Consider the following 25977-nt stretch of genomic DNA (forward strand, 5'->3'; position numbering starts at 1 on the left):
GGCCATGCCGCGGCGGCCTCCTGCCACGCGACGGCGCGGGCGAAGGTTGGCCGACAATGGCGCCATGACGGACGACCAGCTGTTGCGGTACTCGCGCCACATCCTGCTCGAGGAAGTGGGCGTCGAAGGGCAGGAGCGCCTGCTGGCGGGCCACGCGCTCGTGATCGGCGCCGGCGGGCTCGGCTCGCCGGTGGCGCTCTACCTCGGCACCGCCGGTGTCGGGCGGATCACGCTCGTCGACAACGACCTGGTGGACCTGACCAACCTGCAGCGTCAGATCGCGCACAACCTGGCGCGCGTGGGCCGGCCCAAGACCGAATCGGCGCGCGAGGCCATCGCGGCGATCAATCCGGAGCCGCGGGTCGAGACCGTCACGCAACGCGCCGACGACGCGCTGCTGGCGCGGCTGGTGCCGGCGGCGGATGTGGTGATCGACTGCTCCGACAACTTCCATACGCGTCACGCGATCAATGCCGCCTGTGTGCGGCACGCCAAGCCGCTGGTGTCGGGCGCCGCGATCCGCTTCGACGGGCAGGTCACCGTCTACGACACGCGCGACCCGCAGTCCCCCTGCTACGCCTGCCTGTTCGCGCCGGCGGACGAATTCGAGGAAACGCGCTGCGCCACCATGGGCGTCTTCGCGCCATTGGTGGGCATCGTGGGCGCCGTGCAGGCCGCCGAAGCGCTCAAGCTCCTGAGCGGCGCGGGCACCTCGCTGGCCGGTCGGCTGCAGATGCTCGACGCGCGCCACATGGAGTGGCACGAGGTGCGCGTGCCGCGCAACATGGAGTGCCCCGTGTGCCGCGGCCGCGGGCTCGCGGCCCGCTAGTCGCCAGCCCGGCGCCGCTGCCTCAGCGGCGGGCCAAGCGCGTAGGCGGGCCGGCGTTCACCGGGGGCCCGGCCGGCGCGGCCAGGTCGGCGGACGGCTGCAATGATGCATCGACCTGGCCGACGACGACCGGCAAGGCGGCGCTGGGGGCCGCAGCGCGGCGGTCCTCGTCCAGTGGCGGAACGAGACAGTAGATGCCTGCCGCCGACGCGGTGATGGCGAAGGCCAGCACCTCGAGCAAGGGACTGCGCGGGCCGTCCTGGGCATGGCTGCCCGGGGGCGGTGGCGGACGCAGGCGCGCGGCCGCCCAGGCACGCGGGCGCTCGCTGGCGCGCAGTGCGTTTCTCGGGCCGGGGTTCCTGTGAGAACGCATGTGACCTCCCTTGCCGGCATGCGCCGCGTGGGGCAGATGGCTCTGCGCGCGCACACGGATGCCTGAACAAATTACAGACGCTGTGCCAAGCGCCCGCATGGGAGGAACGTCCTTGTCAAGGCCCGGTCAACGTAACAATCGCAAAGATTAGCCACAATCAGTCGCAGCCGCTGGGCCCCACGGTCGAGGTGTCTCAGCGGGCGCCGCGCGCATCCGGCGGCACCCGGGGCGGCCGCGGAATCGGCTGCGTCTGCTCGTAGGCCCGGGCCGCGCGCAACACCAGTGCATCGCCGAACATCGGTCCGACCAGCTGCAGGCCTATCGGCAAGCCGGCGCTGGTGAGGCCGCATGGGATGGTGCACGCGGGCTGCTGCGTCAGGTTGAAGGGGTAGCTGAAGGGCGTCCATCCCAGCATCGCCTGGGGATTCATCACGCTGTGCCCGGCCGGCCTGGCGTCGAATGCCGGCACCGTGACAGCCGGCGTCACCAGCAGGTCGTGGTGCATCATGAACTGGCGCATGCGGGAGCCGAGTTCGCCGCGGCGCAGGTTGAGCTGCTGCACCTGGAGTGCGCTGTAGCCGGCGCCCAGTTCGGCCTCGGCCCGGAAGTCCGGGTCGGTCACGGCCTGCTGCTCCCGGGTCAGCCCGCTCCACACCGTCCAGGCGCCGACGAACCACAGCCCGGTGGTGATCTCGAGCGGATCGTCGAAACCCGGATCGATCTGCTCCACGTGGGCACCCATGGAGGCCAGCCGGTCCACGGCGCGGCGCACCGCGCGGGCGACCTCGGCGTCGACCTTGGCATAGCCGAGCGTGGGCGAGAAGGCGATGCGCAGGCCCCGGATGCCGTCCTCCAGGCCGGCGCAGTAGTCGCTCTCGTCGGCGGGCAAGGCGGTCCAGTCGCGCGCGTCGGGCCGCTTCATCACGTTCATCGCGAGCGCGGCGTCCGCGACGCTCATCGTGTGCGGCCCCAGGTGCGCCACCGTGCCGAATGGCGACAGCGGATAGGCCGGCACCCGGCCGAAGCTCGGCTTCAGGCCGAAGTTGCCGCAGAAGGCGGCGGGAATGCGGACGCTGCCGGCGCCGTCGGTGCCGATGGCGATGGGGCACAGCCCGGCGGCGACCGCGGCCGCGGTGCCGCCCGACGAGCCGCCCGCGGTCTTGGCCAGGTCCCACGGATTGCGGGTGATGCCCGTCAGCGGCGAGTTGGTCTCGCCCTTGCAGCCGAACTCCGGCGTGGTGGTCTTGCCCAGCAGCACGGCGCCGGCTTCGCGCAGTCGGGCCGTCACCGGCGCGTCGATCTCCCACGGCTGGCCGGGATCGATGCTGCGCGAGCCGCGCAGGGTGGGCATGCCGCGGGTGAGGATCAGGTCCTTGATCGCGACCGGCACGCCGTCCAGCGGCCCGCAGGGCGCGCCGCGCGACCAGCGCTGCTCGCTCGCGCGCGCGCTGGCCAGCGCCGGCGCCTCGTCGATCCAGCAGAACGCCTTGAGCAGCGGATCGAGCTCGCGAATGCGGGCGAAAAACGCCCGCGTGGTCTCGACCGGCGAGGCGCGTTGGGTACGGTACAGATGCAGCAGCTCGGTCGCCGAGCACCGCGTGAGATCGGACATGACGGTCTCTCCCTGGAGCCGCCCATGATGCGCGCGCGCTGCGCCGCGCGTCGCTGGTGTTAGCCCTAGGCGCCGGGGGCTAGGGCCCGTACGTGGTGCCGGGCGCGCCCGGCGCATGCGGGCGCTGGGCCTGGTCGGACGGCGCGCCCCCCGCGGGCGACGGCGCCTTGGCCGCGGGCCCATCCGTGGGGGCAGCGTGCTCGTCCTTGCCGTTGGGCGCCGGCTGCGAATTCCTGGCGCCGCCCAGGATGCGGCCGAGCAGGCCCGGCTTCTTCGATGGATCCTTCGCCTCCGGCGGCTGCGCCATCACGGCGATGCGAGCGGCCTGGTACGCGGAGGCGGCCTCCCGCAAGGCGGGTCCGCAATTCGCGTCCTTGCCCGGCCCGGTTTCGACCGTGGCAGCCAATGCCAGCAGCGGATTGACCGCCCCCAGCGCCAGCGCCAGGCCACCGCGCGCCGCCAGCGCGCCCTTGTCCGGGCCGGCCTTCGGCTGGCCGAAGGTGCCGGCGATCTTCAGCGGCGAGCGCAGGCTGAGGATGCTCATGTCCTTCGGATAGGGCCGCAAGGTGATGTCCATGGCCTCGTTGGCCAGGCTCACCTGGCCGTTGCCGTAGATCACGGTGTCGCTGGTGTCCAGCACCAGGGCCCGGGTGGTCATCAGGCCCTTGTCGACGTCGAACGCGGCCGCCGCGCAACGCAGCTCCACGTTCTTGTCGCCTTCCACGAAGAACTTGATGATCTCGCCGCCGTCGATGCCGGCGACCTCCATCAGCAGGTTGCTGATCTCGCCGCGTCCCATCAGCAGCGCGACGGCGCCCGAGGAACTGGCCAGCATGTGCGCCACCGAGTTGCCCCGGCCCTTGAGGTCGATGTCGCCGTGAATCTTGCCGAAGCTGGCCTTGGTCAGCTTCGCCGTCGGGAACAGCCGGTTCAGCTCGAGCGAGCGCGCGTCGAGATGGACCTCGGCCACCGCGGGGTTGGCGCCGCCGTCGATGCGGATGCGACCGGCCAGGCTGCCGCCGGCGACGCCGACGTCCATGGGATCGAGGTTCAGCACGCCGTCCTTGAGGCGCACGTGCACCGTCATGCGATCCAGCGGCAACTGCTTCACGTGCGAGATCCTGGCGGCGCGATAGGTCACGTCGCTGTTCATCTTGCGCAGCCGCTCGACGTCCAGCAGCGCCGTCGGCAGCACCTTGCGGCCGCCGTCCTGCGCCGGCGACGCCGCCCGCAGCGGCTTGGAGCGGTCGCCCTTGACCTGCGGCAGCGCGGCGGCGCTGCGCGGCTGCTCGTCCAGGCCCACCAGCGGCGCGAGGTCGTCGAAGTCGAGCGCTTTCGATTCGAGCTTGCCGGTGAGCAGCGGCACCTCGCGGGCGCGGTCGAAGGCGAGTTCGCCATGCAGGTCCGAGTTGCCGAGCTTGCCGTTGATGCCGGCGATGCGCCACACCTCGCCTTGCTTGGCCAGTTGCCCTTGCAGCGAGTAGCGCGGCGTCGCGGGCAGCACCAGGCCGACCAGCTTGTACAGCTCCTGCAGGTCGCGGCCCTGGATGCTGAAGCTGGCGTTGGCGCCATCCAGGGTCGCCAGGCTCGCGACCGAGCCCTTCGCGCGCAGCGTCGTGTTGGCGGCCGTCGCTTCGATCTCAGCCGGGAACGGGCGCTGCAGCGGGCCGCGCAGGTACAGCACGTTGCCGGTGCGGCCCTTGGCCGCGAAGCTTTCCTTCTGCCAGGTGCCCTTGGCCGTGAAGCTCAATGGCAGGGCGCCACCCTCGGTGCCCGGCGCCGGGGCGCCGCCGTTGGCCTGGTCCTTGCCGGCCGCCGGTGCGGTGAAGCGCAACGGACCGTCGATCGCGAACCGGGTGTGGATATCGGCACCGTGGGCCGGCGCGACGAAATGCACCGTTCCCTCGTCCACCACCAGGGCCCCGATGTCGGGCAGGTTGGCGGGGTCCTTGGTGTCGCGCCCCATCGACCAGCTGCGGCGGCCGTCGGGCTCGATCTGCAAGCCCAGCTGCGGCCTGGTGAACCGGATCAGCGGCAGCACGATCCGGCGCTTGAGCAGCGGCAGCAGTTCGACGTCGATCTCCGCGCCGTCGGCCTTGACCAGCAGCGGGTCACGCGCCCATTCGGGATTCGCAAATTCGATGCCGTCGGCCACGATCCGCGTCGTGCGCCCGAGCTTCACGTCCAGCCGGCGGGTGATCTCGAAGTGGCGCCCGGTCCGCTCGCTCACGTAGCGATTCAGGGGGCCGCGCAGCACGTCCCAGGGAAAGAAGGCGATCAGCAGCGCGAGCGCCGCCAGCAGCACGGCGATGCCCAGGACGATCTTGAGCCACAGCGGGTGGCCGAGCGATGGTTCATGGGTCGCGGCGCCGTCCATGCGATGCGGTCAGCGCGCGGCGTGGGCCGGCGCGCTCGGTTCGTGCCACGAGCGGTGCACCACCAGCACCTGGCGCTCGCCCGCGGACGGCTGTTGTGGCGCCGGCTGCGGCTCGCCCAGCGCCAGCAGGGCTGCTGCCATCAGCGTGCCGAAGAAGATCATGGCGGATTGAAGCAGCAGTCTCATGGCGTGGTTCCTGTGGCAGTCCAGTGTGCGCAAGCCACGCGCCGTGCCTGGTCGGTTGGTCACGGCTCCTCCTGTCAGCCCGGACCTACGCCGGGACTGTAGGATTCATCCTACCGGGCCCTGTACGCTGCACTGGCAGAATGCAAGAGTGGGGGCCCCAGGAGCGACCTCCGGTCTTGCGCTCGCGACAACGACATCAACACCGTGAAGCCCTTCCAGCCCTGATCCGACCAGCTGTGGAATTGCGCACCTACATCGTCGAAGACAATGCCACGATCCGCGAGAACCTGATCGGTGCGCTGGAAGAACTCGCATCCATCAAGCCGCTCGGGTGGGCGGAGACGGAGGGCCAGGCCACCGACTGGCTGGGTCAGCACCGCGGCGGCTGGGACCTCGCCATCGTCGACCTGTTTCTCAAGCAGGGCAGCGGACTGGGCGTCCTGGAAGCGTGCCGCGGACGCGACGCCGGGCAGCGGGTGGTGGTCCTGAGCAACTACGCCACCACCGACATGCGCAAGCGCTGCATGCAGCTGGGCGCCGATGCCGTCTTCGACAAGTCGAACGAGATCGACGCCCTGGTCGAGTACTGCATCCTGCAGACCGAAGGATCGCGGCCGGATGCCTGAATTCGGCTCAGTCGATCAGTTTGTTCTTGAGCGCGTAGTAGGTGAGATCGCTGTTCGAAGCGAGGCTCATTTTTTCCATCAGGCGCGTGCGGTACGTGCTGACGGTCTTGACGCTCAGGGAGAGGGCCTTGGCGATGTCGCCGGCGGTCTCGCCCTTGGCGAGCTTGAGGAACACTTGGAATTCACGTTCGGACAGCTGCTCGTGGGGCGCCCCGCCTTCCTTGCGATTGAGCTGCTGCGCAAGCAGTTCGGCGACGGCCGGCGAGATGTAGCGCCGGCCCAGGGCGATGGTGCGGATCGCGTTGACGATCTCCATCGGCTCGCATTCCTTGTTGAGGTAGCCGCTCGCGCCCTGGCGAATCAGGTTCATCGCGTAGTGTTCCTCGGGATAGCCCGACAGGATCAGGATGCCGACGTCCGGCGCCTTGGCGCGGATCATGCCCAGCGCGTCGATGCCGCTTTGTCCGGGCATCGACAGGTCCATCACCAGGACATCGAGTTCCGTGGTGCGCACCAGATCGATCGCTTCGCGGCCGCTCGCGGCCTCGCCCACCACCCGCAGGTCGACCTGTTCGGAGAAGAACTGTTTCAGCCCCGAACGGACGATGGCGTGGTCATCGACAATGCCGACTTTGATCATGTGTGTCCTCTTTCGCGTCTAGTTTGGAGCATTGTGCCCAACTTTCAACTCAAAAGACCTACCCTTCGGTCATGATTATTCTGGATTTTAGGCACAACGAGCGGAGGCCCGCATGAGATTCATGCGTTTCTTCTCCATGCCGAAAATGGGGATCAGCCTGGCGCTCGCGCTGCTGGCAGCGTGCGTTCTCATCGGCATCAACGAAACCGGTTTCACCCAGTCCACCAAGGCCCTCGACAACATCGCCGATGCTTCCCGCACCCGCGCATCGCTCAACCGGGTGCTGCAGCACGTGCTCGACGCCGAGACCGGCTCGCGCGGCTACCTGCTCACGGGGGACCCGCGCTATCTCGAACCCTACAACGCCGCCGTCGCCGAAATCGGCCAGCAGCTCGATGCGCTGCGCACCATCTACGCCCCCAACGCCGACGAGTACGCCGTCCTGGGCCAGCTCACCCGCAACGTGCAGCGCAAGCTGGCCGAGATGGACCTGTCGGTGCGGATGCGCAAGCAGGGCAACGAGGACGCCTGGAAGTTCGTGCTGATGACCGACGTCGGCAAGGAGCACATGGATGCCATCCGCGAGCAGGCGACCAAACTGATCAACTCGTCGACGGCGCGCATGGAAGTCAGCCAGGTGCAGGTGCGCCGCTCCCTGCTGCTTTCGCGCATCGGCATCGCGGCGGTCGCCATGGCCGGCCTGCTCGCCTTCTATCTGTATCTGCGCCAGACGACGGCGCTGGAGCGCGCCGGCGAACAGCAGCAAAAGATCCTGCAGCAGGAACGCGACCTGCTCGAGCGCCAGGTGCGCGAGCGCACCGCGACGCTGGCCGAACTGGCCACCCACTTGCAGCAGGTGCGCGAAGAAGAGCGCGGGCACCTGGCGCGCGAACTGCACGACGAGCTCGGGGCCCTGCTGACGGCGGCCAAGCTCGATGTCGCGCGGCTCAAGTCCCGACTGGGCACACCCGTCACGCCGGAGGTGTCGCAGCGGCTTCAGCATCTGAACGAAGCGCTCAACAGCGGCATTGCGTTGAAGCGCCGCATCATCGAGGACCTGCGGCCGTCGTCGCTGTCCAACCTGGGGCTCACGGCGTCGCTCGAGATCCTGGCACGCGAGTTCTCCGAGCGCTCGGGGATCGAGGTCACCTCCGAACTCGAACGGGTCGATCTCGACGAGCCGAGCCAGCTCACGGTGTACCGGCTGGTGCAGGAGTCGCTCACCAACGTGGGCAAGTACGCGGAAGCCAAGCACGTGGCCATCACGCTCCAGAACCACGAGAACCACGTGGAGGTCGAGATCGGCGACGACGGCAAAGGCTTCAATGTCACCGCCATCCGCCCGTCGACCCACGGCCTCGCCGGGATGCGGCACCGGGTCGAAGCGGCCGGTGGGCGGCTCACCGTGGTGTCGACCCCGGGCAAGGGCAGCCGGATCTCGGCCGTGCTGCCGAAGCAGGTGCTCACTGCGGCCTGAGTCCGGCCGAGTTTGTCCGAAAGCGCCGGTTTGCGCGTCAGCGCATTCCTACGTACGCCACCCCCGCCTACCGACATCCGGTCACGCCTGCCGCTGATCACTCGCGCTCGAGCGCGGGCACTACCCTTGCCGCAGGCGTCGCGGCGCCGCCATCAACCCGGCCGCGGCCCAAGGAGTTCCAGATGTTGCACTACGCCATTGTGTTCCTCGTGATCGCGCTGATCGCCGCCCTCTTCGGCTTCGGCGGCATTGCCGCGGGCGCGGTGGGCATCGCGAAGATCCTGTTCTTCGTGTTCGTGATCATGGCCATCGTCGCATTCGTCGTGAACTTCAGCCGCAAGGGTTAGGGCAGACAGCTTTCCACCATCCCACACAAGAGGAATCGCACCATGTTCTCCAGCAAACAACTCCATGCCTCCGCCGCCGGCGACGAGGCGCTCGGCGTGACGGAAAAAGCGCTCGGCACCACCAAGGAACTCGCCGCCCACGCGATCGACCGGGTGCGCGGCCTGGGCAGCGAGGTGAAGGGCTATGCGTCGCGTGGCGTCAGCACCATGGGCGACGCGACCAGCGTCGCCAGCCGCCAGCTGGGCCAGTACGCCAAGGCCACCGGCCGCTACGTGAGCGACGAGCCGGTGAAGTCCGCCCTGATCGCCGCCGCCGTCGGTGCCGCCGTGACGGCACTGGTGCTGGCGCTGCGTCGCAACAGCAAGCGCTACTACTACTGACACCCGCGCCCGAGGCCCGCATGGTCCATCCCATTTTTTCGGTGCTGATCACCCGACCCGAACTGGTCATGGACCACGTCGCGGGCTACGCGGCGCTCGTGCAGGAAGAGGCGTCCAGCGTCGGCCTGGAGGTTGCCAAGCGCGTGATCGCCTGGGGCGTCGCCGTGCTGGGCCTGATCGTGTTCCTGGTGCTGGCGGGCGTGGCCGTGATGCTCGGGGCGACCCAGGGCTTCCACTGGTCGCTGGTGCTCACGCCCGCGGTCGCCCTGGCGGTCTCGGCGATCGCCTGGAACGTCGCGCGCCAGCGGCTGCCGGCCAAGGCCTTCACCGAGCTGCGGGCCCAGCTGGACGCCGACGCGCAGGCACTGCGCACGATCGGAGCGCGCACATGAGCGGCGCGGCGACGCGCTGCACCCTCCTGCCGGCATGCTGCCGGCCGCCAGCCAACTCCTTCGCCCGGCGCGGGAGGGCCCGATGAGCAATGCCTCCGACAAGCTGGCCCAGACCCGGCTGGCGATCATCGCCCACCTGCACAGCCGCGAGCGCCACCACGAACGGCGCGGCAGCGATCACTACGACGACGCGGCGGCCCAGGAAGGCGCGGGCGGCCAGGAGCGGCGCTGGGGCCGACGTGGGTCGAGCGACGGCGAATCGCGCCATCGCAGCGCGGGCGGCTGGCTCGGTCACCTCCGGCACGTGGTGCGCACCTGGTGGCGGCACCACCCGGCGAGCATGGGCCTGGAGCTGGTGACGCCGGTCCTGTCCAACTACGCGTCGCGCAAGCCGGTGCAGTACCTCGGCATCGCGGCCGCGGTGGGCGCGGTCGTGATGCTGGCACGGCCGTGGCGGCTGATTTCGGTCACCGGCCTGGTCGTGGCGATCGTGAAGTCGTCGCAGCTGTCGAGCGTCGTGATGTCGGCGATGGCGGGCGCCGACTACGGCAAGGACGGCGAGCCGCCGGTATGAGATCAGGCAAGCCGGAGCGCGTGGTGCCGTCGCCCCGGGGAGTTCAATTGGGAAGCTTCGGCACCGACCATCATTTCAACGCAACAAGGAGAAGATCATGATCACCACCAAATACGCACGCGCGTTCGCATTCGCCCTGGTGGCCGGGGCCACCGTCCTGAGCACGGGCTGCTCGGTCATCCGCGGCCAGGAATCGGTCGGCGCCTACGTCGACGACACCACGATCACGGCGGCCGTGAAGGCCAAGTTCGTCGAGGACAAGACCGTCGACGCCGGCGCGATCAAGGTGCAGACCCTCAACGGCACCGTGCAGCTGTCCGGTTTCGCGAAGTCCAACGCGGAGAAGGCCAAGGCCGAATACATCGCGCGCAACACCAAGGGCGTGCGCGAGGTGCAGAACCACCTGACGGTCCGTCCCTGAGGCGACGCGCGGGGCTGCGGCCCCGCCGCACGGAGGCAGGCGAGCGGCCCACGGGGGCGCGCCTGCCTTTTCTCATGGGCGAGCGCATCCGATGAAGACGTTCCGTTGCGGCCACTGCGGCCAGCCGCTGTTTTTCGAGAACGTGCAGTGCCTGCGCTGCGGCAGCGCGGTGGCGTTCCTGCCGGACCGGCTGGCGCTGGCGGCGATCGAGCCGGCGCCGGGCGCCGCCGAGGGCCTGTGGCGCCAGCGCGGCCGCGGCCAGGCCGGCGGCCGCGCCTATCGCCTGTGCCGCAACCACGGCGAGCACCAGGCCTGCAACTTCGCCGTGTCGGCCGACGATCCGAACCCGCTGTGCGTCTCCTGCCGCCAGACGCGGCTCCTGCCGGACCTGTCGCTGCCGGACAACCACCAGCGCTGGTATCGCATCGAGATGGCGAAGCGGCGCCTGTTCTACACCCTGGCCAAGCTGGGCCTGGTCGCCGTGGAGCCGCCCGGCGGCCGGCGCGACGGCCCGATCTTCGAATTCCTCGCGGACCTGCCCGGCCATCAGGTGCTCACCGGCCATTGCGATGGCGTGATCACCCTGAACATCGCCGAGGCGGACGACACCGAGCGGGTGCGCCGCCGGGTCGCGCTGCACGAGCCGTATCGCACCTTGCTCGGTCACCTGCGCCACGAATCCGGCCACTATTACTGGGACCGCCTGATCCGCGACGGCGATCGCCTGGACGCGTTCCGCGCGATGTTCGGGGACGACCGCCTCGACTACGGGGAGGCGCTGGACCGCTACTACGCCGCCGGCGGCGCGGCGCCTGGCTGGCAGCAGCAGTACGTCACGGCCTATGCCACCGCCCATCCCTGGGAGGACTGGGCCGAGACCTGGGCCCACTACCTGCACATGGTGGACCTGCTGGAAACCGCGGCCTCGTACAGCACGCGGCTGACGGTGCCGGGCGACGGCGCGGAAGCAGAAGCGGTCGCGAATCCGTTCGGCCGGGGCGCGGGCGATTTCGGCCAGCTCGTCGAGCAGTGGATCCCGCTCACGCTGCTGGTCAACAGCCTGAACCGCAGCCTGGGACATGACGATGCCTACCCGTTCGCGCTGAGCCCCGGGGCGCTGGACAAATTGCGCTTCGTCCACGACGTGATCCACGCCGCGCCGCCGCCGGCCGGGTCGCGCGGCGAAGGCGCCGCGCCGACATGAGGCCGAGCGCGGCCTGAAAAAGCCAGGGCCACCCCACGGTGGCCCAGCAGCGCCTGGCGGGCGGCCTCAGCTGGCCTTGATGGTCAGCTGGTTGTTCACCGAGGTCACGCCCTTGACGCGGTGCGCCACTTCGGTCGCCCGCTCCTTGGCGCTGGCCGTGGGCGCCGGGCCGCTCAGGGTGACCACGCCGTTCTGCGTGTCGACGTCGATCCGCAGCGCGCTCAGCTCCTTGTCCGCGACCAGGGCCGCGTTCACCTTGGCGGTGACGGAGGCATCGTCGACCTTGTCGGCCGCGGCGCTGCCCAGCGCCCGGGTCTTGTCGGCCGCCGCCGCGCCCATGGCCCGGGTGTCGTCGGCTGCCGCCGCGCCCATGGCCTTGGTGCTTTCGGCGGCCCGGTCGGCCGCGGCGCCGGCACTGGCCGTGGCGTCACGCGCCTCGCGACGCGCGCCCTGCGCCGTCTGGCCGGCCCGCGTCGACGCTTCGTTGCGCTCGGCCGCGGTGCGCTCGTCGGCGCGATCGCAGCCGGCGAGCCCCAGCAGCAACGCTGCCGCGGAGATCGCGAGCAATGGCTTGCGGTGGATGGTCTTCATGGGGAACTCCTCTGTCTCGAATGGTGACGAACCGGGGCCTTGCACCCCGCAACGTTCCACTCTAGTCAGCGCACCCCAGCCGTGCCGTCGGAGCGCTCCGAAGCAGCTGTAGGAGAAGGCGAGGAATCGCGCTCCATGTCGCGCAGGATGCGGTCCAGGCGCGTCGACAGCTGCTCCGTGGACAACTGCTCGCGGAACCGCTCCACCATCAGCGGCAAGCTCATCGGGCTGGGATGCCGCAGCGGCGCGTGCTCCAGGGCCCTCGACAGGATTCGTTCGAGCGTGGCTCGCAGGCGCGACAGCTCCAGCTCCTGGCTCAGCACTTCGTGCTGGGCCTGGCTGAGCAGCAGGTTGCCGCGGTCGTACTTGCGGAACACTTCGAAGAACAAGCCGCTGGATGCCTGCAGCTGGCGCGCGCTCTTCGGCTGGCCGGGGTAACCCGAGAACACCAGCCCGGCCACGCGCGCGATCTCGCGAAAGCGGCGCTGCGCCAGCTCGGTCGAATTGAGCGAGGCCAGCACGTCGCTCAGGAGATCCTCGGTGGTGAACACCGCGCGGCTGGTCACCGGGGCGAGGTCGATCGGCTCGGCGCTGACCAGTTCGAATCCGTAGTCGTTCACCGACATGCTGAAGGTGTTGGGCCGATCGCGCGCGAGGCGCCAGGCGAGCAGGCTGGCCAGCCCCAGGTGCACATGGCGGCCGGCAAACGGATAGAGATACACATGGTGGCCTTCGCGCGAGTGGAAGGTCTCCAGCAGCACGGCCTGCGGGGTCGGAATGCGCGACAGCCGCGCCTGCGTTTCCAGCATCGGACGGGCGGCCTGCAGTTCGGGCTCGACGAAGTCGCCGCGCGCGGCCCGCTGCATCATCTCCAGCACGGCGTCGCCCATTTCGGTGGACAGCGCCATCTTGCTGCCCTGCCAAGTCGGCACGGTCCCCTTGTTCCTGGTGGCCTTGCGCACGTACGCGGCCATCTCGCGCACCCGCACGAACTCGAGCAGGCGGCCGGCGAAGAAGAAACAGTCGCCGCGCCGCAGCCGGGCGATGAAGCCTTCCTCGATGGTGCCGATGTGGCCGCCGGTGAGCCACTTGACCTGCATCGCCGCGTCGCTGACGATGGTGCCGATGCCGAGCCGGTGGCGCTTGGCGATCTGGCGGTCCGGGACGCGGTAGACGCCCTGCTCGTCGGCGGCGATCCGGTGGTAGTCCGGATAGGCGGTGAGGCTGTCGCCGCCGCGTTCGCAGAACGCCAGCGCCCATTCGAATTCGGCACGCGTGAGCTCGCGATAGGCCCAGGCCGTGCGCACCTCCTCGTACAGCTCCTCCGGCCGGAAGCCGCCCCCCAGCGCCACCGTGACGAGGTGCTGGACCAGCACGTCGAGCGGCTTGTCGGGCGAGGAGCGGTCCTCGATGCGGCCGGCATGGACCGCCTCGCGCGCGGCGGCGGCCTCGATGATCTCCATGGTGTTGGTCGGCACCAGCGTGAGCCGGCTGGCGCGACCCGGGGCGTGGCCGCTGCGGCCGGCGCGCTGCATCATGCGGGCCACGCCCTTGGGCGAGCCGATCTGCAGCACGCGCTCGACCGGCAGGAAATCGACGCCCAGGTCCAGCGACGAGGTCGCGACCACCGCGCGCAGCCGGCCTTCCTTCAGCCCCTGCTCCACCCAGTCACGGGTCGACTTGTCGATCGAGCCGTGGTGCAGCGCGATCTCGCCGGCCCAGTCGGGCCGGGACTCCAGCAGCAACTGGTACCAGATCTCGGCCTGCGAGCGCACGTTGGTGAAGACCAGCGTGGTGCCGGAGCGGGCGATCTCGTCCACCACCGGCTGCTGCATGCGCGCGCCCAGGTGCCCGGCCCACGAGTACTTGCCGGGGTCGGGCGGAATCAGCGTGTCGATGACGATGTCCTTCTCGATCTTGCCCTGGACCAGCACCGGCGCGGGCGCCGCGGCGCGCTGCCCCGGCTGGCAGAGGGTGGCCATCGCGGTCTGCAGGTTGCCGAGCGTGGCGCTGAGGCCCCAGGCGACCAGCCGCGGGTTGAGCCGCCAGAGCCGCGCCAGGGCCAGCTGCGCCTGCACGCCGCGCTTGCTGCCGATCAGCTCGTGCCATTCGTCGACCACCACGAACTCGACTGGCGCCAGTTCCTCGGGCGCGTGCGGGCGCGTGAGCATCAGGCTCAGCGACTCGGGCGTCGTCACCAGCACGGTGGGAAAACGGCGGTCCTGCCGCGCCCGCTCGGCGCTGGGCGTGTCGCCGGTGCGCTGGCCGATGGTCCAGTCGGGCGCCAGGTCCCGCAGCGGCTGCGCCAGGGCGCGCGTGGTGTCCGAGGCGAGCGCCCGCATCGGGGTCAGCCAGATCACCCGCAGCGGCTGCGCGGCCCCGGGGTCGTGCCGCCGCAGCAAGGCCTGCAACATGGCCAGCCAGACCGCATAGGTCTTGCCCGAGCCGGTGGTCGCGTGGAGCATCCCGCTGCGCCCCTGCGCCACGGCGTCCCACACCTGCTGCTGGAACGGGAACGCCTGCCAGCCCCGACCGGCGAGCCAGTCCGCCACGGTCGATGCGGTCTTCGGCGAGGGGCCGGGTACTGCGGCAGGCATGGAAAGCGGCACGGAGATGTCGGGCCATCGATTGTGGCGGGATCCGGCGCTGCCCGGGCCGGCCCGGCGGCAGCGAGCCGTGGCGACGGCGCCATGCGCCCCTCACGCCGGCATGCGGCGCGCGGCCAGGCGCCCCGAGGGTGCATCACGCGGTGAGGATCCAGCCCTCCAGCGGATCGAGGGTGTCCGGCAGTCCGTACCAGGGCGCGCCATGGCGCTGGGCCCAGGCAGCCTGGATCAGGCACAGCACGGCGTCCAGACGGTCGCCGCTCGCGTCCTGCACCAGCGCGTCGTGCTGCGCATGGGTGAGCTTCAGCCGCAGGTTCAGGCGGGTGTGGCCCTGCTCCAGCCCCGTGACCAGGTCCTTGCGCGCGATCAGGCGATCGGGCGTCTGCCTGGCCCTCTCGTCGCTCTTGTAGCTGCGGCGCCCGAGCAGCTCGCGCGCCAGCAGCCCCGGATAGGCCTCCAGCGCCACGCGGCGCGGATCGCCCTCGTGCAGCCCCGGGATGTGGACGCCGGCGCGCAGCAGCCGCGGCAGCGCGGCGTGCAGCATGTATGCCACCGGCGGGTTGACCCATTTCATCGACGGGCTGGAGCCGGCGAGCTTGTCGAAGGCGCGATTGGCAAACTTGGCGCCTGCCGGCCGGCCATCGCAGAACCGGGCGAAGGTGGTTCGGATCTCGCCCCGCGAGAGGCTCGCGTAGTGCTCGATGCAGGCGCGCCACTGCACCGGCCAGCGCAGCTGCTCCACCAGCTCGCGCGGCAGCCCGAACGGGAAATCGAAGCCGCCGACCCAGTCGCGCGGCTGCGCCAGCCAGGCTTCGAAGGCATCCAGGGTCTCCAGCAGTTCGATGCGTTCGAGCACCACCCGGCCGGCGCGCTGGTTTCCCAGCGCCAGCACGATCGGCTTGCGGCGCGTCGGGGCGCTGGAGAAATCGCAGCCGACCAGCAGCGGCTGCGCCGCGCTCAGGGCTGGCCGCACTCCACCACCACGTTGCCGGTCGCCTGGCCCCACTCCACCAGTTCGTGCGCCTCGGCGATGCGCGCCAGGGGGAAGCGGGCCGCGACGTTGTGCCGCAGCGCCCCGCGGCGCAGCCAGTCGCCGACATGGGCCTGGGCCTGGGCGCGGTCGGCCGGCGGCAGCTCGTAGACGATGAAAAAGCGCAGCCGCACGTTGTTGAGGATCAGGGGGAAGAACGGCAGCTTGAACTCGCCCGCGCCGCTGCCGTAGACGACGATGTCGCCGCCCGGCTTGAGCACCTGCAGGTCGAGCGCCGCATTGGCCGCGATGTCGACCTCGATGATGCGGTCCACCCCGGCGCCGCCGGTCGCGGCGCGGACCCGCTCGGCGGCGTCGCCGCTGCGGTAGTCGACGGCCAGATCGGCGCCGGCGTCCAGCGCCAGCCTGGCCTTGGCGTCGCTGCTCACCGTCGAGATGACCTGCCGCGCGCCGAGCAGCCGCGCGCACTGGATGGCGTAGTGGCCCACCGCGCCGGCACCGCCGGCCACCAGCACAGAACGGCCGACGACGCCGCCATCCACGGCCGCCGCCTGGTAGGCGGTCAACGCCGGAATGCCCAGGCAGGCGCCGGCGTCGTAGCCCACGTTGTCGGGCAGGTGCACCGCCTGCGGCGCCGGCAGCACCACGTATTCGGCGGCCGTGCCCCAGGCCCGCTTCCAGGCGCCGTTCCAGAGCCAGACGCGCTCGCCGACACGCGGCGCCGCCACGCCGGTGCCGACCGCGTCGACGATGCCGGCGCCGTCGCTGTGGGGCACGATCCGGGGAAACGGCAGGACCTTGTTGCGCAGGCCGGCGCGGCCTTTCACGTCGGAGGGGTTGACGCCGGAACACACCACGCGCACCCGCACCTCGCCCGGGCCGGGCTGGGGCAGTTCCATCTGCCCGAGGTGCAGGACTTCACGCGCCGGGCCGGTGGCTTCGTAGAACGCAGCTTGCATGTCAGATCCCTCCCGCGTGATTGGTGTGCCAACGATTGTTGAACGCAGAGGCCGCAAAGAGGACGCAAAGGACGCAGAGAAATCCCCGCATCGGTTTGCCACCGCCCTCGTCTCCCGTCTCCTCTGCGTTCGCTGCGTCTCCTCTGCGCCCTCTGCGTTCAAGGAGCGCATCGGATGCGAGGGTGCAGCTCAAGGCGGGAAACGCGACGCTACACCCGCCCGCACACGGCCGCCGTGGCGGCGAGGTCGACCAGCAGCGCCAGCGACACGGCGCCCGACAACGAATACGGGTCGAGCTCGGGCCGTTCCGAGTATTTCAGCAGCTGGGTGTGATTGGACTTGGAGATGTTGACCTGCCCCATGCTCCAGCCGCCGAAGCGCCGCTCCAGGATTTCCTCGTAGTGCAGCAGCGTCACGTCGCGATGCCGGGCGTCGCGCACGATGTCGCCGTACAGCTGGTTCACCTGCTCGCGGCCGCCCTCGATGCACTGCAGGAAGATGCCGCCGCCGTGGCAGAGCACGCCGGTGATGCCGTGGGCCGGGTTGTGCTCGCGCGATTGCGCCAGGATCGATTCGATGGCCTCCGGGCTGGCATCCACCGCCCGGCTGGCATAGAGCAGTCGCACCAACATGGCTAGTCCTTCCGCGGCACCAGGGCCAGGAATTCGCGGCGCAGGGCCGGGTCCTTCAGGAACACGCCGCGCATGACGGAGGTGAGCATCCTGGCGTCCATGTCCTTCACGCCCCGCCAGGCCATGCAGTAGTGGCTCGCTTCCATCACCAGCGCCAGCCCGTCGGGCTGGGTCTTTTCCATGATCAGGTCGGCCAGCTGCACCACCGCCTCTTCCTGGATCTGCGGCCGCCCCATCACCCACTCGGCCAGCCGCGCGTACTTGGACAGGCCGATCACGTTGGTGTGCTCGTTGGGCATCACGCCGATCCAGAGCTTGCCGATCACCGGGCAGAAGTGGTGGCTGCAGGCGCTGCGCACCGCGATCGGGCCGACGATCATCAGCTCGTTGAGGTGCTCCGCGTTCGGAAACTCGGTGATCGTCGGCGGCTTCACGTACCGGCCCCGGAACACCTCGCTCACGTACATCTTGGCGACCCGGCGGGCGGTGTCGGCGGTGTTGTGGTCGCTTTCGGTGTCGATCACCAGGCTGTCGAGCACGCCCTTCATCTTGGACTCGACTTCCTGCTGCAGCGCCTCCAGCTCGCCCGGTTCCAGGAACGCGGCGATGTTGTCGTTCGCATGGAAGCGCTTGCGCGCCGCCAGGATGCGCTGCCGGATCTTCACCGACACCGGGGTCCCGGCGTCGGGGTTGGATGCGTCGGATGCGTCCATGGAGTGTTCGGCCTTCATCAGCATGCCAAATGCTAACACCGGGGCCCGGACGCGGCGGCCGCCCGGCCCGGCCGCCACGACGGCGCAGCGGCTATGCGCCCAACAGCGCCTCCAGGTCCTGCAGCGTGTTGGCCTCGTGCAGCGGCTTGTCGAAGCGGATGCGCAACATGCGCGGGAAGCGCACGGCGATGCCGCTCTTGTGCCGCCCGCTGCGGTTGATGCCTTCGAAGCCCAGCTCGAACACCAGCGACGGCCGCAGGCTGCGCACCGGACCGAACTTTTCCACCGTGCTCTTGCGGATGATCGCGTCCACCTGCCGGAATTCCTCGTCCGTCAGCCCGGAATAGGCCTTCGCGAAGGGCACCAGTTGCAGGCTGCCCGGGACGGCCGGTTCCTTGCGGCCGATCGCCCCGAGCACCGCCTCCACCTCGTCCTTGTCCGCCGGCGGCCGGTTCCAGACGGCGAAGGTGTAGTCGGTGTAGACCGAGGCGCGGCGGCCGTGGCCGGGCTGCGCGTACACCAGCACGCAATCGATCGTCATCGGGTCGATCTTCCACTTCCACCACAGGCCCTCGGCCTTGGTGCGGCCGGTTCCGTAGGCCGCATCGATCCGCTTGAGCATGAAGCCCTCGACCCCCAGCTCGCGCGAGCGCTCGCGCCGCTGCGCGAAGGCGAGCCAGGAAGCCGCCGTCTCCAGCGGCGACAGCTTCAGCCGGGTGGGCGCCAGCAGCGCTTCCAGGCGGACGCGCCGCTCGCGCTGCGGCAGCGCCCGCACATCCTGGCCGTCCTGTTCCAGCAGGTCGTACGCCATGAAGGTGACCGGCGCCTCCGCCAGCACCTTCCGGCTCAGGTTCTTGCGGCCGATGCGCTGCTGCAGCAGGGCGAACGGCGCCGGCCGGCCGATCCAGGTGCCGGCCGGCTCGGCCGGCTCGTCCTGCCACACCAGGATCTCGCCGTCGAGCACCGTGCCGTCCGGCAGGCTCTGCGCCAGTTCGACGATTTCCGGGAAGCGCTCGGTCACCAGCTCCTCGCCGCGCGACCAGACCCACACCCGCCCGGCCCGCTTGATCACCTGGCCGCGGATGCCGTCGTATTTCCACTCCACCTGCCATTCGCCGACGTCGCCCAGGCGCGACGCGAATACTTCCGGCGGCGCGTCGAGCTGGTGGGCCAGGAAGAAGGGATAGGGCTGGCCCTCGTCCTGCGGACCGGGCGCGCCGGCCCCGGCGGCGGCGACCAGGCTCAGGTAGCGTTCCGGCGTCGGCATCACCTTGCCGTCGGTGTACCCCATCATCCGTTGCGCCACCTGCTTGGCGTCGACCGCGGCATGCGCGGCCAGCGCGCGCTGCACCAGCAGCTTGCTCACGCCGACGCGAAAGCCGCCGCCGATCAATTTGGTCAGCAGAAAGCGCTCCTGCATGTCGAGCTCGCGCCAGTAGGAGGTCACCCGCTCGGCGATCTGCGCCTCGCTCGCGCCGCGCAGCGGCAGCAGCCGTTCCTCCACCCAGGCCGCCAGGCCCAGGTCGGTCACCTCGTTGCCGCGCGGCAGCACCAGCGCGATGGTCTCGGCGAGGTCGCCCACGGCCTGGTAGCACTCGTCGAACAGCCAGCCGGGGATGCCGGCGACCTGGCAGGCCAGCTGCGACAGGAAGCCCATGGGCACCACCTGGCGCGGCTTGCCGCCGGCCAGGAAGTAGACCGCCCAGGCCGCGTCGGCCGCCGGCGCCTGGGCGAAGTAGCGCTGCAGCGCGTCGAGCTTGGCGTTGGTCGACGTGGTCGCATCGAGTTCGGCAAACAGCTGCGAGAAGCGCTTCATGCGGCGTCGGGCTCCTGGGCGTCGGCCTCGACGGCGTCGCCGCCGTATTCGGTCTCGAACAACTCGCCGCGCAAGCCGTGCTCGCCGAGAAAGCGCGCCAGCACCGGTCCGCTGCCGTGCGTGACGATGATCCGCTGCGCGCCGGTCGCGTCGATGGCGGCGAGCAGCCCCGGCCAGTCGGCGTGGTCGGACAGCGCGAAGCCGCGGTCCCAGCCGCCACGCCGGCGGGTGCCGCGCACCTGCATCCAGCCGCTGGCGAAGGCCGTGCTGGCGTCGCCGAAGCGGCGCAGCCACGGGCTGGCGGCGGCGCTGGGCGGGCACACGACGAGCGCCCGCCGCAGGTCTGCCTTGTCCTTCACCTCGGTCACGTGCAGCGTGTCGGGCAGCGCCACGCCGGCGGCCCGGTACGCGTCGTTGAGCGGCTGCACGGCGCCGTGCACCACGATCGGGCCGATCGACGGGTCGACGCCGCTCAGGATGCGCTGGGCCTTGCCGAAGCTGTAGCAGGCCAGCACGCTGGCGCGGCCGGCCAGCACGTTGCGGCTCCACCAGTCGTTGATGTCGGCGAACAGCTCGTCGTCCGGGCACCAGCGGTAGATCGGCAGGCCGAAGGTGGATTCGGTGATGAACACGTCGCAGCGCACCGCCTCGAACGGCGCGCAGGTGGGGTCGGGCGCCACCTTGTAGTCGCCGCTGGCCACCCACACCCGGCCGCGATGCTCCAGCCGCACCTGCGCCGAACCGAGCACGTGGCCGGCCGGGTGCAGCGAGAGCGTGACGCCGTGGTGCACGACCCGCTCGCCATAGGGCAGCGTCTGCAGCGCGATGTCGCCCAGCCGGGCACGCAGCACCGGTTCGCCCGCGCGCGAGGCCAGGTAGCTGCCGTGGCCCACGCGCGCGTGGTCCGAGTGGGCATGGGTGATCACGGCGCGCGGCACCGGCCGCCACGGATCGATGAAGAAATCGCCGGCGGGGCAATAGAGCCCCTCGGGCCGCTGGACGATCAGGTCCTCGGTCGGTTCCACGGCCACCGCAGCTACAGGTACTTCTTGCCCTGGATCACCAGCGCCAGGCGCATCAGCGCCAGCGCGACGTGCTCCATGAAGCGCTGGCGCAGCGGCCGCCGGCCGTATTCGTCGGCGCTCATGGCGCGCCCCTCCTGGCGGATCGCCACCATGAGCCGCTGGCGCAGTTGTTCGGCGAACGGCCGGTCCTCGACCACCACGTTGGCCTCGCGCGCCAGCAGCAGGCTCAGCGGATCGAGGTTGGACGAGCCCACCGTGGACCAGCGGCCGTCGATCACCGCCACCTTCGCGTGCAGGAAGCTGGGCGAGTACTCGTGGATCTCGACGCCGGCGCGCAGCAGGGCGCCGTAGACCGGCCGCGCCGCGTAGTACTGCATGAAGTACTCGTAGCGCCCCTGCAGCAGCAAGCGCACCTTGACGCCACGCCCGGCCGCCGCGATCAGCGCCAGCCGCATCTTGCGGCCGGGCACGAAGTAGGCGTTGGCGATGATGATCTCCTCGCGCGCGCGGCCGATCGCCCGCCGGTAGGCCCGTTCGATGCGCGCGCGGTTGCGCAGGTTGTCGCGCAGCAGCAGCGCCGCCCTGGCCCGCGGCTGCGAATGGCCGGACGGGTAGCGCTTGCGCCGCGCGCGGCCGCCCTGGGAGGCGCGCAGCGCGTCCAGCGCGACCCCCAGCCTGGCCTGCCGGATGTCGCGCACCGCCTGCATGCGCCACCATAGGCGGCCCATGCTGGCCTCGGCCTCGGCCACCAGCGGCCCGGTGACGCGCACCGCGAAGTCCAGCCGGGGCGCCGCCAGCGGCCCGTGGTTCGGGTCGTGGAGGTCGTCCAGGATGTTGATGCCGCCGCAGAACGCCACGGCGCCGTCGACGACGCACAGCTTGCGATGCAGCCGCCGCCAGCTGCCGAGCCACAGCATGCCCAGCCAGCCGAGCGGCGCATAGACGCGCCAGCCGACCCCGGCGCGGTGCAGGCGCTCGCGCTGCCCGGCGCCGAGCGGCGGCGTGCCGAACCCGTCGACCACCACCTTCACGCTCACGCCGCGCTCGCCGGCGCGCAGCAGGGCGGCGACCACCAGTTCGGCCGAGCCCGTGAAATCGAAGATATAGGTCTCCAGCCGCACCTCGCGCTGGGCGGCGTCGATCGCCTCCACCAGCGCCGGGAACAGTTCGCCGCTGCCCTGGAGCAGCTGCACCTCGTGGCCGCTGCGGGGAGAGGAGGTGGCGTGCGACATGGCCGCGCCTAGAGCTTGAACTCCGCGATCAGTGGCAGGTGGTCGGACATGCGCCACCAGATGCGGCCGCGCGGCACGTGCACGCCGACCGGCTTGACGCCGCGCGCATACACGTAGTCCAGTTGCGTCAGCGGCAGCCGCGAGGGGTAGGTCAGCACCCGCTCGCCGTGGAAGTCGCGCAGGCCCAGCTGGCCCATCGCCGGCCGCAGCTTGCCGCCCCAATCGTTCAGATCGCCGGCGACCACCACCGGCGCCCGGCGCGGCACTTCGCGCTCGATGAACTGCCCCAGCTGCTCCACCTGGCGCACCCGGCTGCCGGCGATGAGACCCAGGTGCAGCACGATGACGTGCACCGTCTGGTTGTGCGCCCGCACCTCCACGTGCAGCAGGCCGCGCTGCTCGAAACGGTGGTCCGACATGTCCTCGTGGCCGTGCGACACGACCGGCCAGCGCGAGAGCAAGGCGTTGCCGTGCTCGCCGTGCCGGGTGGTGGCATTGGTCTGGTACACCGCCTGGTAGCCTTCGGGGCACAGGAACTCGGCCTGCGGCAGCGCGGGCCAGCGGGTGAAGTAGCGCTCCTCGCGCCGGTGCAGCTTGCGCACTTCCTGCAGGCACACCACGTCGGCATCGAGCTGCTCCACCGCGTGTCCCAGGTTGTGGATCTCCAGCCGGCGCGCCGGGCCGACGCCCTGCACGCCCTTGTGGATGTTGTAGGTGGCCACGCGCAGCAAGGGCATCGTCAGCGGCCCTCCCCTGCCCCCGCGGGTCGGGTCAGCGGCAGTGGCGGGCGGATGGTGCGCGAACTCATCGCGCAAATTGTGGCAGCAACAGGATCGCTTCGGCGTTGGACGGCGAGAAGCACGCGTCGGCCGCCGCGCGCCAAGGTAACCAGCGGTATCCCGTGTGTTCGCGCGGATTGAGCGTCACCGGCGTTCCGGCCGGCACGCACAGGCCGAACACGTGCTCGCTGTTGCGGGTGACGCCAGGCGCGTAGCGATGCAGCCACCGCGGATAGATGTCGTAGACGTTCTCCAGCGCCCAGTCGACCAGCCCGCGCTGCAGCGGCGTGCCCGGCGCGCAATCGATCCCGGTCTCCTCGAACACCTCGCGCGCCGCGGTCTCGGCCAGCGGCTCGTCCGCGCGGTCCTTGCTGCCGGTGACGGACTGCCAGAAATCGGGCGCGTCGGCCCGATTGATGAGCAGCACGTCGAGCTGGGGCGTGTGGATCACCACCAGGACCGACTCGGGGATCTTGAAGGGACGTGGCATCAATGACGAAAGGGCGCCGCAGCGCCCTTTCATTCTGCCGCACCGGCGGCTGCCTCAGGCCGCGGGTTGCGGATTGCGCAGGCGGATGTGCAGCTCGCGCAGCTGCTTTTCGTCGACCGGGCTCGGCGCCTGCGTCAGCAGGTCCTGCGCGCGCTGGGTCTTCGGGAACGCGATCACGTCGCGCAGCGATTCGGCGCCGGTCATCAGCATCACGAAGCGATCCAGGCCGATCGCGATGCCGCCGTGCGGCGGCGCGCCGTACTGCAGCGCGTCCAGCAGGAACCCGAACTTGGCCTGCGCTTCCTCCGGGCCGATCTTCAGGGCGCGGAACACCTTGCTCTGCACGTCCTCGCGGTGGATCCGCACCGAACCGCCGCCCAGCTCGATGCCGTTGAGCACCGCGTCGTAGGCCTTGGCGACGCAGCGGCCGGGATCGCTTTCCAGCCAGTCCTCGTGGCCGTCCTTGGGCGAGGTGAAGGGGTGGTGCACGGCATTCCAGCGCTGGCCGTCCTCGTCGAACTCGAACATCGGGAAGTCGATCACCCACAGCGGCTTCCACTCGCCCTCGATCAGGCCGTGGCTCTTGCCGAATTCGCTGTGGCCGACCTTCACCCGCAGCGCGCCGATCGCGTCGTTGACGACCTTCTGCTTGTCGGCGCCGAAGAAGATCAGGTCGCCGTTGACGGCGCCGGTGCGCTGCACGATCTCCGCCAGCGCGCGATCGTGCAGGTTCTTGACGATCGGCGACTGCAGGCCGTCACGGCCGCCGGCCACGTCGTTGACCTTGATCCAGGCCAGGCCCTTGGCGCCGTAGATCTTGACGAACTCGCCGTAGCCGTCGATCTCGCCGCGGCTCATGGCGCCGCCGCCCGGCACCCGCAGGCCGACCACCCGCCCCTCGGGCGAATTGGCCGCGCCGGAGAACACCTTGAAGTCGACGTCCTTCATCACGTCGGTCAGCTCGGTGAATTCGAGCTTCACGCGCAGGTCGGGCTTGTCGGAGCCGTACAGGCGCATGGCGTCCTGGTACTTCATCACCGGGAAGGCACCCATGTCGACGTTGATCGCGTTCTTGAAGACCGTGCGGATCATGCCTTCGAACATCGCGCGGATCTCCTCCTCGTCGAGGAAGGATGTCTCCACGTCGATCTGCGTGAACTCGGGCTGGCGGTCGGCGCGCAGGTCCTCGTCGCGGAAGCACTTGGTGATCTGGTAGTAGCGGTCGAAGCCGGCCATCATCAGCAGCTGCTTGAACAGCTGCGGCGACTGCGGCAGCGCGAAGAACATGCCGTCGTGGACGCGGCTGGGCACCAGGTAGTCGCGCGCGCCCTCGGGCGTCGACTTGGTGAGCATCGGCGTCTCGATGTCGATGAAGCCGTTGGCGTCGAGGAACTTGCGCACCTCCATCGTCACCTTGTAGCGCAGCATCAGGTTGTTCTGCATGTACGGCCGGCGCAGGTCCAGCACCCGGTGCACGAGGCGGGTCGTCTCCGACAGGTTCTCGTCATCGAGCTGGAACGGCGGCGTGACCGACGGGTTGAGCACCGTCAGCTCCTGGCACAGCACCTCGATCTTGCCGCTCTTGAGGCTGTCGTTGGTGGTGCCGGCCGGGCGCGCCCGCACCAGTCCCTTGACCTGGATGCAGAACTCGTTGCGCAGGCCCTCGGCGGCCTTGAACATCTCGGGCCGGTCGGGGTCGCACACGACCTGGACGTAGCCCTCGCGGTCGCGCAGGTCGACGAAGATCACGCCGCCATGATCGCGCCGGCGGTTCACCCACCCGCACAGGGTCACGGTCTGACCCAGCAGGGCCTCGGTCACAAGACCGCAGTAGGTCGTACGCATTTTCTGGGATGACATGGCTGGAACTTCCGCTTGAGGTCGCGGCGCCGGATGGCGCCGCCTTATCGGTTGGTTAACTTCGGGTTGGACAGGGAGCCGGGAACCACGACGCCCATGGAGATCACGTACTTCAGGGCTTCGTCCACCGTCATCTTGAGCTCGACGCAATCGGCCTTGGGCAGGATGACGAAGTAGCCGCCGGTCGGGTTCGGCGTGGTCGGGACGTACACGCTCAGGTAGTCGCCGGGCAGGTACTGGCTCACCTCCCCGCCCGGCGCGCCGGTGACGAAGGCGATGGTCCAGACGTCCGGGCGCGGCCACTGCACCAGCACGGCCTTGCGGAACGCGTTGCCGCTGGGCGAGAACAGGGTGTCGGACACCTGCTTGACGCTCGAATAGATCGAGCGGACGACGGGGATGCGGGCGACCAGGGCGTCGCCCCAGTTCACCAGCTTCTTGCCGATGAAGTTGCTGACGGCGAAGCCGACCAGCAGCAGGATCGCCAAGGTGAGCAGCACCCCCAGCCCCGGGATGTGGATGCCGATGAACCGGTCAGGCTGCCACGACTCGGGCAGGATCAGCAGCGTGCGATCGAGCGTGCCGATGATCCATTGCAGCACGCTGACGGTGATGGCCACTGGAACGACGACCAGCAACCCGGCCACCAGCCATTTGCGCACTGCGGACATGGTTCGGAACTTTCAGTGGCAGGCGCAGGCGCCGCCGCAGCCGCCAGCCGCCGCCGGGCTGTCGGACTTGGTGGCGCCGGTCCCGCCCTCGGCGGGCTTGCTGCCGTCGCCCTCGGGCTTGGAATCGGATTTGCCGGCGCCATTGGTCGCGCCGGCGCCGTTGCTGCCGCCGC

At 70.2% G+C, this 25977-nt stretch carries 27 protein-coding genes; 9 read left to right on the forward strand and 18 right to left on the reverse strand.

All coding sequences use genetic code 11. The features are described 5' to 3' along the window. Positions 1-64: 64 nt before the first annotated feature. Positions 65-829 carry a molybdopterin-synthase adenylyltransferase MoeB gene (locus VNT59_RS12605; RefSeq protein ID WP_325498755.1) on the forward strand — a complete coding sequence of 255 codons (765 nt, stop codon included), beginning with the start codon at positions 65-67 and terminating at the stop codon, positions 827-829. A gap of 22 nt (positions 830-851) precedes the next feature. Here the strand turns inward: VNT59_RS12605 and VNT59_RS12610 are convergent, their stop codons facing one another. From VNT59_RS12610 to VNT59_RS12625, 4 genes are all read right to left on the reverse strand, one after another. Further along, the gene (locus VNT59_RS12610; protein WP_325498756.1) at positions 852-1202 is read right to left on the reverse strand and encodes a hypothetical protein; all 351 of its coding nucleotides are present in this window, start codon (positions 1200-1202) and stop codon (positions 852-854) included. Between the two features lie 193 nt (positions 1203-1395). Further along, on the reverse strand, positions 1396-2814 hold the full coding sequence (locus VNT59_RS12615) for an amidase (protein ID WP_325498757.1): 1419 nt from the start codon (positions 2812-2814) through the stop codon (positions 1396-1398). A 79-nt stretch (positions 2815-2893) separates the two neighbouring features. Next, positions 2894-5191, reverse strand: coding sequence for an AsmA family protein (locus VNT59_RS12620; RefSeq protein WP_325498758.1), 2298 nt, complete (start codon positions 5189-5191; stop codon positions 2894-2896). A gap of 9 nt (positions 5192-5200) precedes the next feature. Continuing rightward, the gene (locus VNT59_RS12625; protein WP_325498759.1) at positions 5201-5377 is read right to left on the reverse strand and encodes a hypothetical protein; all 177 of its coding nucleotides are present in this window, start codon (positions 5375-5377) and stop codon (positions 5201-5203) included. Between the two features lie 236 nt (positions 5378-5613). Between VNT59_RS12625 and VNT59_RS12630 the strand changes: the two genes are divergently transcribed. Then, positions 5614-6003, forward strand: coding sequence for a response regulator (locus tag VNT59_RS12630; RefSeq protein ID WP_325498760.1), 390 nt, complete (start codon positions 5614-5616; stop codon positions 6001-6003). Positions 6004-6010: 7 nt separating this feature from the next. On the opposite strand, the gene VNT59_RS12635 is transcribed toward VNT59_RS12630, so the two are convergent. Continuing rightward, the gene (locus VNT59_RS12635; protein WP_013902425.1) at positions 6011-6643 is read right to left on the reverse strand and encodes a response regulator; all 633 of its coding nucleotides are present in this window, start codon (positions 6641-6643) and stop codon (positions 6011-6013) included. A gap of 121 nt (positions 6644-6764) precedes the next feature. Here VNT59_RS12635 and VNT59_RS12640 point away from each other — a divergent pair, with 121 nt between their 5' ends. From VNT59_RS12640 to VNT59_RS12670, 7 genes are all read left to right on the forward strand, one after another. Further along, positions 6765-8120, forward strand: a complete 1356-nt coding sequence (locus tag VNT59_RS12640; protein ID WP_325498781.1) for a CHASE3 domain-containing protein — start codon at positions 6765-6767, stop codon at positions 8118-8120. A gap of 182 nt (positions 8121-8302) precedes the next feature. Then, positions 8303-8467, forward strand: coding sequence for a DUF1328 domain-containing protein (locus VNT59_RS12645; RefSeq protein WP_325498761.1), 165 nt, complete (start codon positions 8303-8305; stop codon positions 8465-8467). 42 nt (positions 8468-8509) lie between these two features. After that, entirely contained in the window at positions 8510-8848 is a 339-nt protein-coding gene (locus VNT59_RS12650; RefSeq protein WP_325498762.1) for a hypothetical protein, read from the forward strand. Between the two features lie 20 nt (positions 8849-8868). Next, positions 8869-9240 (forward strand): hypothetical protein, encoded by a 372-nt coding sequence (locus VNT59_RS12655; RefSeq protein WP_325498763.1) that lies wholly within the window; start codon positions 8869-8871, stop codon positions 9238-9240. An 82-nt stretch (positions 9241-9322) separates the two neighbouring features. Beyond that, positions 9323-9814, forward strand: coding sequence for a hypothetical protein (locus VNT59_RS12660; protein WP_325498764.1), 492 nt, complete (start codon positions 9323-9325; stop codon positions 9812-9814). A gap of 97 nt (positions 9815-9911) precedes the next feature. Next, positions 9912-10235, forward strand: a complete 324-nt coding sequence (locus VNT59_RS12665) for a BON domain-containing protein (RefSeq protein WP_325498765.1) — start codon at positions 9912-9914, stop codon at positions 10233-10235. A 91-nt stretch (positions 10236-10326) separates the two neighbouring features. Next, positions 10327-11439: a putative zinc-binding peptidase gene (locus VNT59_RS12670; protein WP_325498766.1), complete on the forward strand. Its 1113-nt coding sequence runs from the start codon at positions 10327-10329 to the stop codon at positions 11437-11439. A 66-nt stretch (positions 11440-11505) separates the two neighbouring features. On the opposite strand, the gene VNT59_RS12675 is transcribed toward VNT59_RS12670, so the two are convergent. The 13 genes from VNT59_RS12675 to VNT59_RS12735 all read right to left on the reverse strand — a co-directional run bounded on the left by VNT59_RS12675 (position 11506) and on the right by VNT59_RS12735 (position 25804). Continuing rightward, positions 11506-12030, reverse strand: coding sequence for a BON domain-containing protein (locus VNT59_RS12675; protein WP_325498767.1), 525 nt, complete (start codon positions 12028-12030; stop codon positions 11506-11508). Positions 12031-12095: 65 nt separating this feature from the next. Beyond that, on the reverse strand, positions 12096-14627 hold the full coding sequence (locus tag VNT59_RS12680; RefSeq protein WP_325498768.1) for a ligase-associated DNA damage response DEXH box helicase: 2532 nt from the start codon (positions 14625-14627) through the stop codon (positions 12096-12098). Between the two features lie 145 nt (positions 14628-14772). Then, positions 14773-15609: a DUF429 domain-containing protein gene (locus VNT59_RS12685; protein ID WP_325498769.1), complete on the reverse strand. Its 837-nt coding sequence runs from the start codon at positions 15607-15609 to the stop codon at positions 14773-14775. Next, on the reverse strand, positions 15594-16586 hold the full coding sequence (locus VNT59_RS12690) for an NADPH:quinone reductase (protein WP_325498770.1): 993 nt from the start codon (positions 16584-16586) through the stop codon (positions 15594-15596). The genes VNT59_RS12685 and VNT59_RS12690 overlap by 16 nt, the downstream gene beginning before the upstream one ends. 209 nt (positions 16587-16795) lie before the next feature. Next, on the reverse strand, positions 16796-17218 hold the full coding sequence (locus tag VNT59_RS12695; RefSeq protein WP_325498771.1) for a BLUF domain-containing protein: 423 nt from the start codon (positions 17216-17218) through the stop codon (positions 16796-16798). Positions 17219-17220: 2 nt separating this feature from the next. Beyond that, the gene (gene folE / locus VNT59_RS12700; protein ID WP_325498772.1) at positions 17221-17931 is read right to left on the reverse strand and encodes a GTP cyclohydrolase I; all 711 of its coding nucleotides are present in this window, start codon (positions 17929-17931) and stop codon (positions 17221-17223) included. Positions 17932-18022: 91 nt separating this feature from the next. After that, the gene (locus VNT59_RS12705) at positions 18023-19747 is read right to left on the reverse strand and encodes an ATP-dependent DNA ligase (protein ID WP_325498773.1); all 1725 of its coding nucleotides are present in this window, start codon (positions 19745-19747) and stop codon (positions 18023-18025) included. Further along, positions 19744-20772, reverse strand: coding sequence for a ligase-associated DNA damage response exonuclease (locus VNT59_RS12710; RefSeq protein WP_325498782.1), 1029 nt, complete (start codon positions 20770-20772; stop codon positions 19744-19746). The genes VNT59_RS12705 and VNT59_RS12710 overlap by 4 nt, the downstream gene beginning before the upstream one ends. Before the next feature lie 11 nt (positions 20773-20783). Beyond that, entirely contained in the window at positions 20784-22004 is a 1221-nt protein-coding gene (gene clsB, locus VNT59_RS12715) for a cardiolipin synthase ClsB (RefSeq protein WP_325498774.1), read from the reverse strand. Positions 22005-22012: 8 nt separating this feature from the next. After that, positions 22013-22741, reverse strand: coding sequence for an endonuclease/exonuclease/phosphatase family protein (locus VNT59_RS12720; protein ID WP_325498775.1), 729 nt, complete (start codon positions 22739-22741; stop codon positions 22013-22015). A gap of 67 nt (positions 22742-22808) precedes the next feature. Further along, on the reverse strand, positions 22809-23273 hold the full coding sequence (gene nudB / locus VNT59_RS12725) for a dihydroneopterin triphosphate diphosphatase (protein WP_325498776.1): 465 nt from the start codon (positions 23271-23273) through the stop codon (positions 22809-22811). A gap of 54 nt (positions 23274-23327) precedes the next feature. Beyond that, entirely contained in the window at positions 23328-25133 is a 1806-nt protein-coding gene (aspS, locus tag VNT59_RS12730; protein ID WP_325498777.1) for an aspartate--tRNA ligase, read from the reverse strand. Between the two features lie 44 nt (positions 25134-25177). Further along, positions 25178-25804: a DUF502 domain-containing protein gene (locus tag VNT59_RS12735; protein ID WP_325498778.1), complete on the reverse strand. Its 627-nt coding sequence runs from the start codon at positions 25802-25804 to the stop codon at positions 25178-25180. Between the last annotated feature and the right edge of the window lie 173 nt (positions 25805-25977).

It is taken from the genome of Ramlibacter sp., assembly GCF_035554825.1.
In the GTDB taxonomy this organism is placed as follows: domain Bacteria; phylum Pseudomonadota; class Gammaproteobacteria; order Burkholderiales; family Burkholderiaceae_C; genus Ramlibacter.

Coding starts and splice junctions, on each gene's coding strand:
- VNT59_RS12650 (WP_325498762.1), top strand. CDS start 8,510: ATGTTCTCCAGCAAACAACTCCATGCCTCCGCCGCCGGCGACGAGGCG.
- VNT59_RS12665 (WP_325498765.1), top strand. CDS start 9,912: ATGATCACCACCAAATACGCACGCGCGTTCGCATTCGCCCTGGTGGCC.
- VNT59_RS12655 (WP_325498763.1), top strand. CDS start 8,869: ATGGTCCATCCCATTTTTTCGGTGCTGATCACCCGACCCGAACTGGTC.
- VNT59_RS12670 (WP_325498766.1), top strand. CDS start 10,327: ATGAAGACGTTCCGTTGCGGCCACTGCGGCCAGCCGCTGTTTTTCGAG.
- aspS (WP_325498777.1), bottom strand. CDS start 25,133: ATGTCATCCCAGAAAATGCGTACGACCTACTGCGGTCTTGTGACCGAG.
- VNT59_RS12605 (WP_325498755.1), top strand. CDS start 65: ATGACGGACGACCAGCTGTTGCGGTACTCGCGCCACATCCTGCTCGAG.
- VNT59_RS12620 (WP_325498758.1), bottom strand. CDS start 5,191: ATGGACGGCGCCGCGACCCATGAACCATCGCTCGGCCACCCGCTGTGG.
- VNT59_RS12640 (WP_325498781.1), top strand. CDS start 6,765: ATGCGTTTCTTCTCCATGCCGAAAATGGGGATCAGCCTGGCGCTCGCG.
- VNT59_RS12690 (WP_325498770.1), bottom strand. CDS start 16,586: ATGCAAGCTGCGTTCTACGAAGCCACCGGCCCGGCGCGTGAAGTCCTG.
- VNT59_RS12660 (WP_325498764.1), top strand. CDS start 9,323: ATGAGCAATGCCTCCGACAAGCTGGCCCAGACCCGGCTGGCGATCATC.
- VNT59_RS12625 (WP_325498759.1), bottom strand. CDS start 5,377: ATGAGACTGCTGCTTCAATCCGCCATGATCTTCTTCGGCACGCTGATG.
- VNT59_RS12680 (WP_325498768.1), bottom strand. CDS start 14,627: ATGCCTGCCGCAGTACCCGGCCCCTCGCCGAAGACCGCATCGACCGTG.
- VNT59_RS12675 (WP_325498767.1), bottom strand. CDS start 12,030: ATGAAGACCATCCACCGCAAGCCATTGCTCGCGATCTCCGCGGCAGCG.
- VNT59_RS12735 (WP_325498778.1), bottom strand. CDS start 25,804: ATGTCCGCAGTGCGCAAATGGCTGGTGGCCGGGTTGCTGGTCGTCGTT.
- nudB (WP_325498776.1), bottom strand. CDS start 23,273: ATGCCACGTCCCTTCAAGATCCCCGAGTCGGTCCTGGTGGTGATCCAC.
- VNT59_RS12705 (WP_325498773.1), bottom strand. CDS start 19,747: ATGAAGCGCTTCTCGCAGCTGTTTGCCGAACTCGATGCGACCACGTCG.
- folE (WP_325498772.1), bottom strand. CDS start 17,931: ATGGACGCATCCGACGCATCCAACCCCGACGCCGGGACCCCGGTGTCG.
- VNT59_RS12695 (WP_325498771.1), bottom strand. CDS start 17,218: ATGTTGGTGCGACTGCTCTATGCCAGCCGGGCGGTGGATGCCAGCCCG.
- VNT59_RS12635 (WP_013902425.1), bottom strand. CDS start 6,643: ATGATCAAAGTCGGCATTGTCGATGACCACGCCATCGTCCGTTCGGGG.
- VNT59_RS12645 (WP_325498761.1), top strand. CDS start 8,303: ATGTTGCACTACGCCATTGTGTTCCTCGTGATCGCGCTGATCGCCGCC.
- clsB (WP_325498774.1), bottom strand. CDS start 22,004: ATGTCGCACGCCACCTCCTCTCCCCGCAGCGGCCACGAGGTGCAGCTG.
- VNT59_RS12610 (WP_325498756.1), bottom strand. CDS start 1,202: ATGCGTTCTCACAGGAACCCCGGCCCGAGAAACGCACTGCGCGCCAGC.
- VNT59_RS12615 (WP_325498757.1), bottom strand. CDS start 2,814: ATGTCCGATCTCACGCGGTGCTCGGCGACCGAGCTGCTGCATCTGTAC.
- VNT59_RS12720 (WP_325498775.1), bottom strand. CDS start 22,741: ATGCCCTTGCTGCGCGTGGCCACCTACAACATCCACAAGGGCGTGCAG.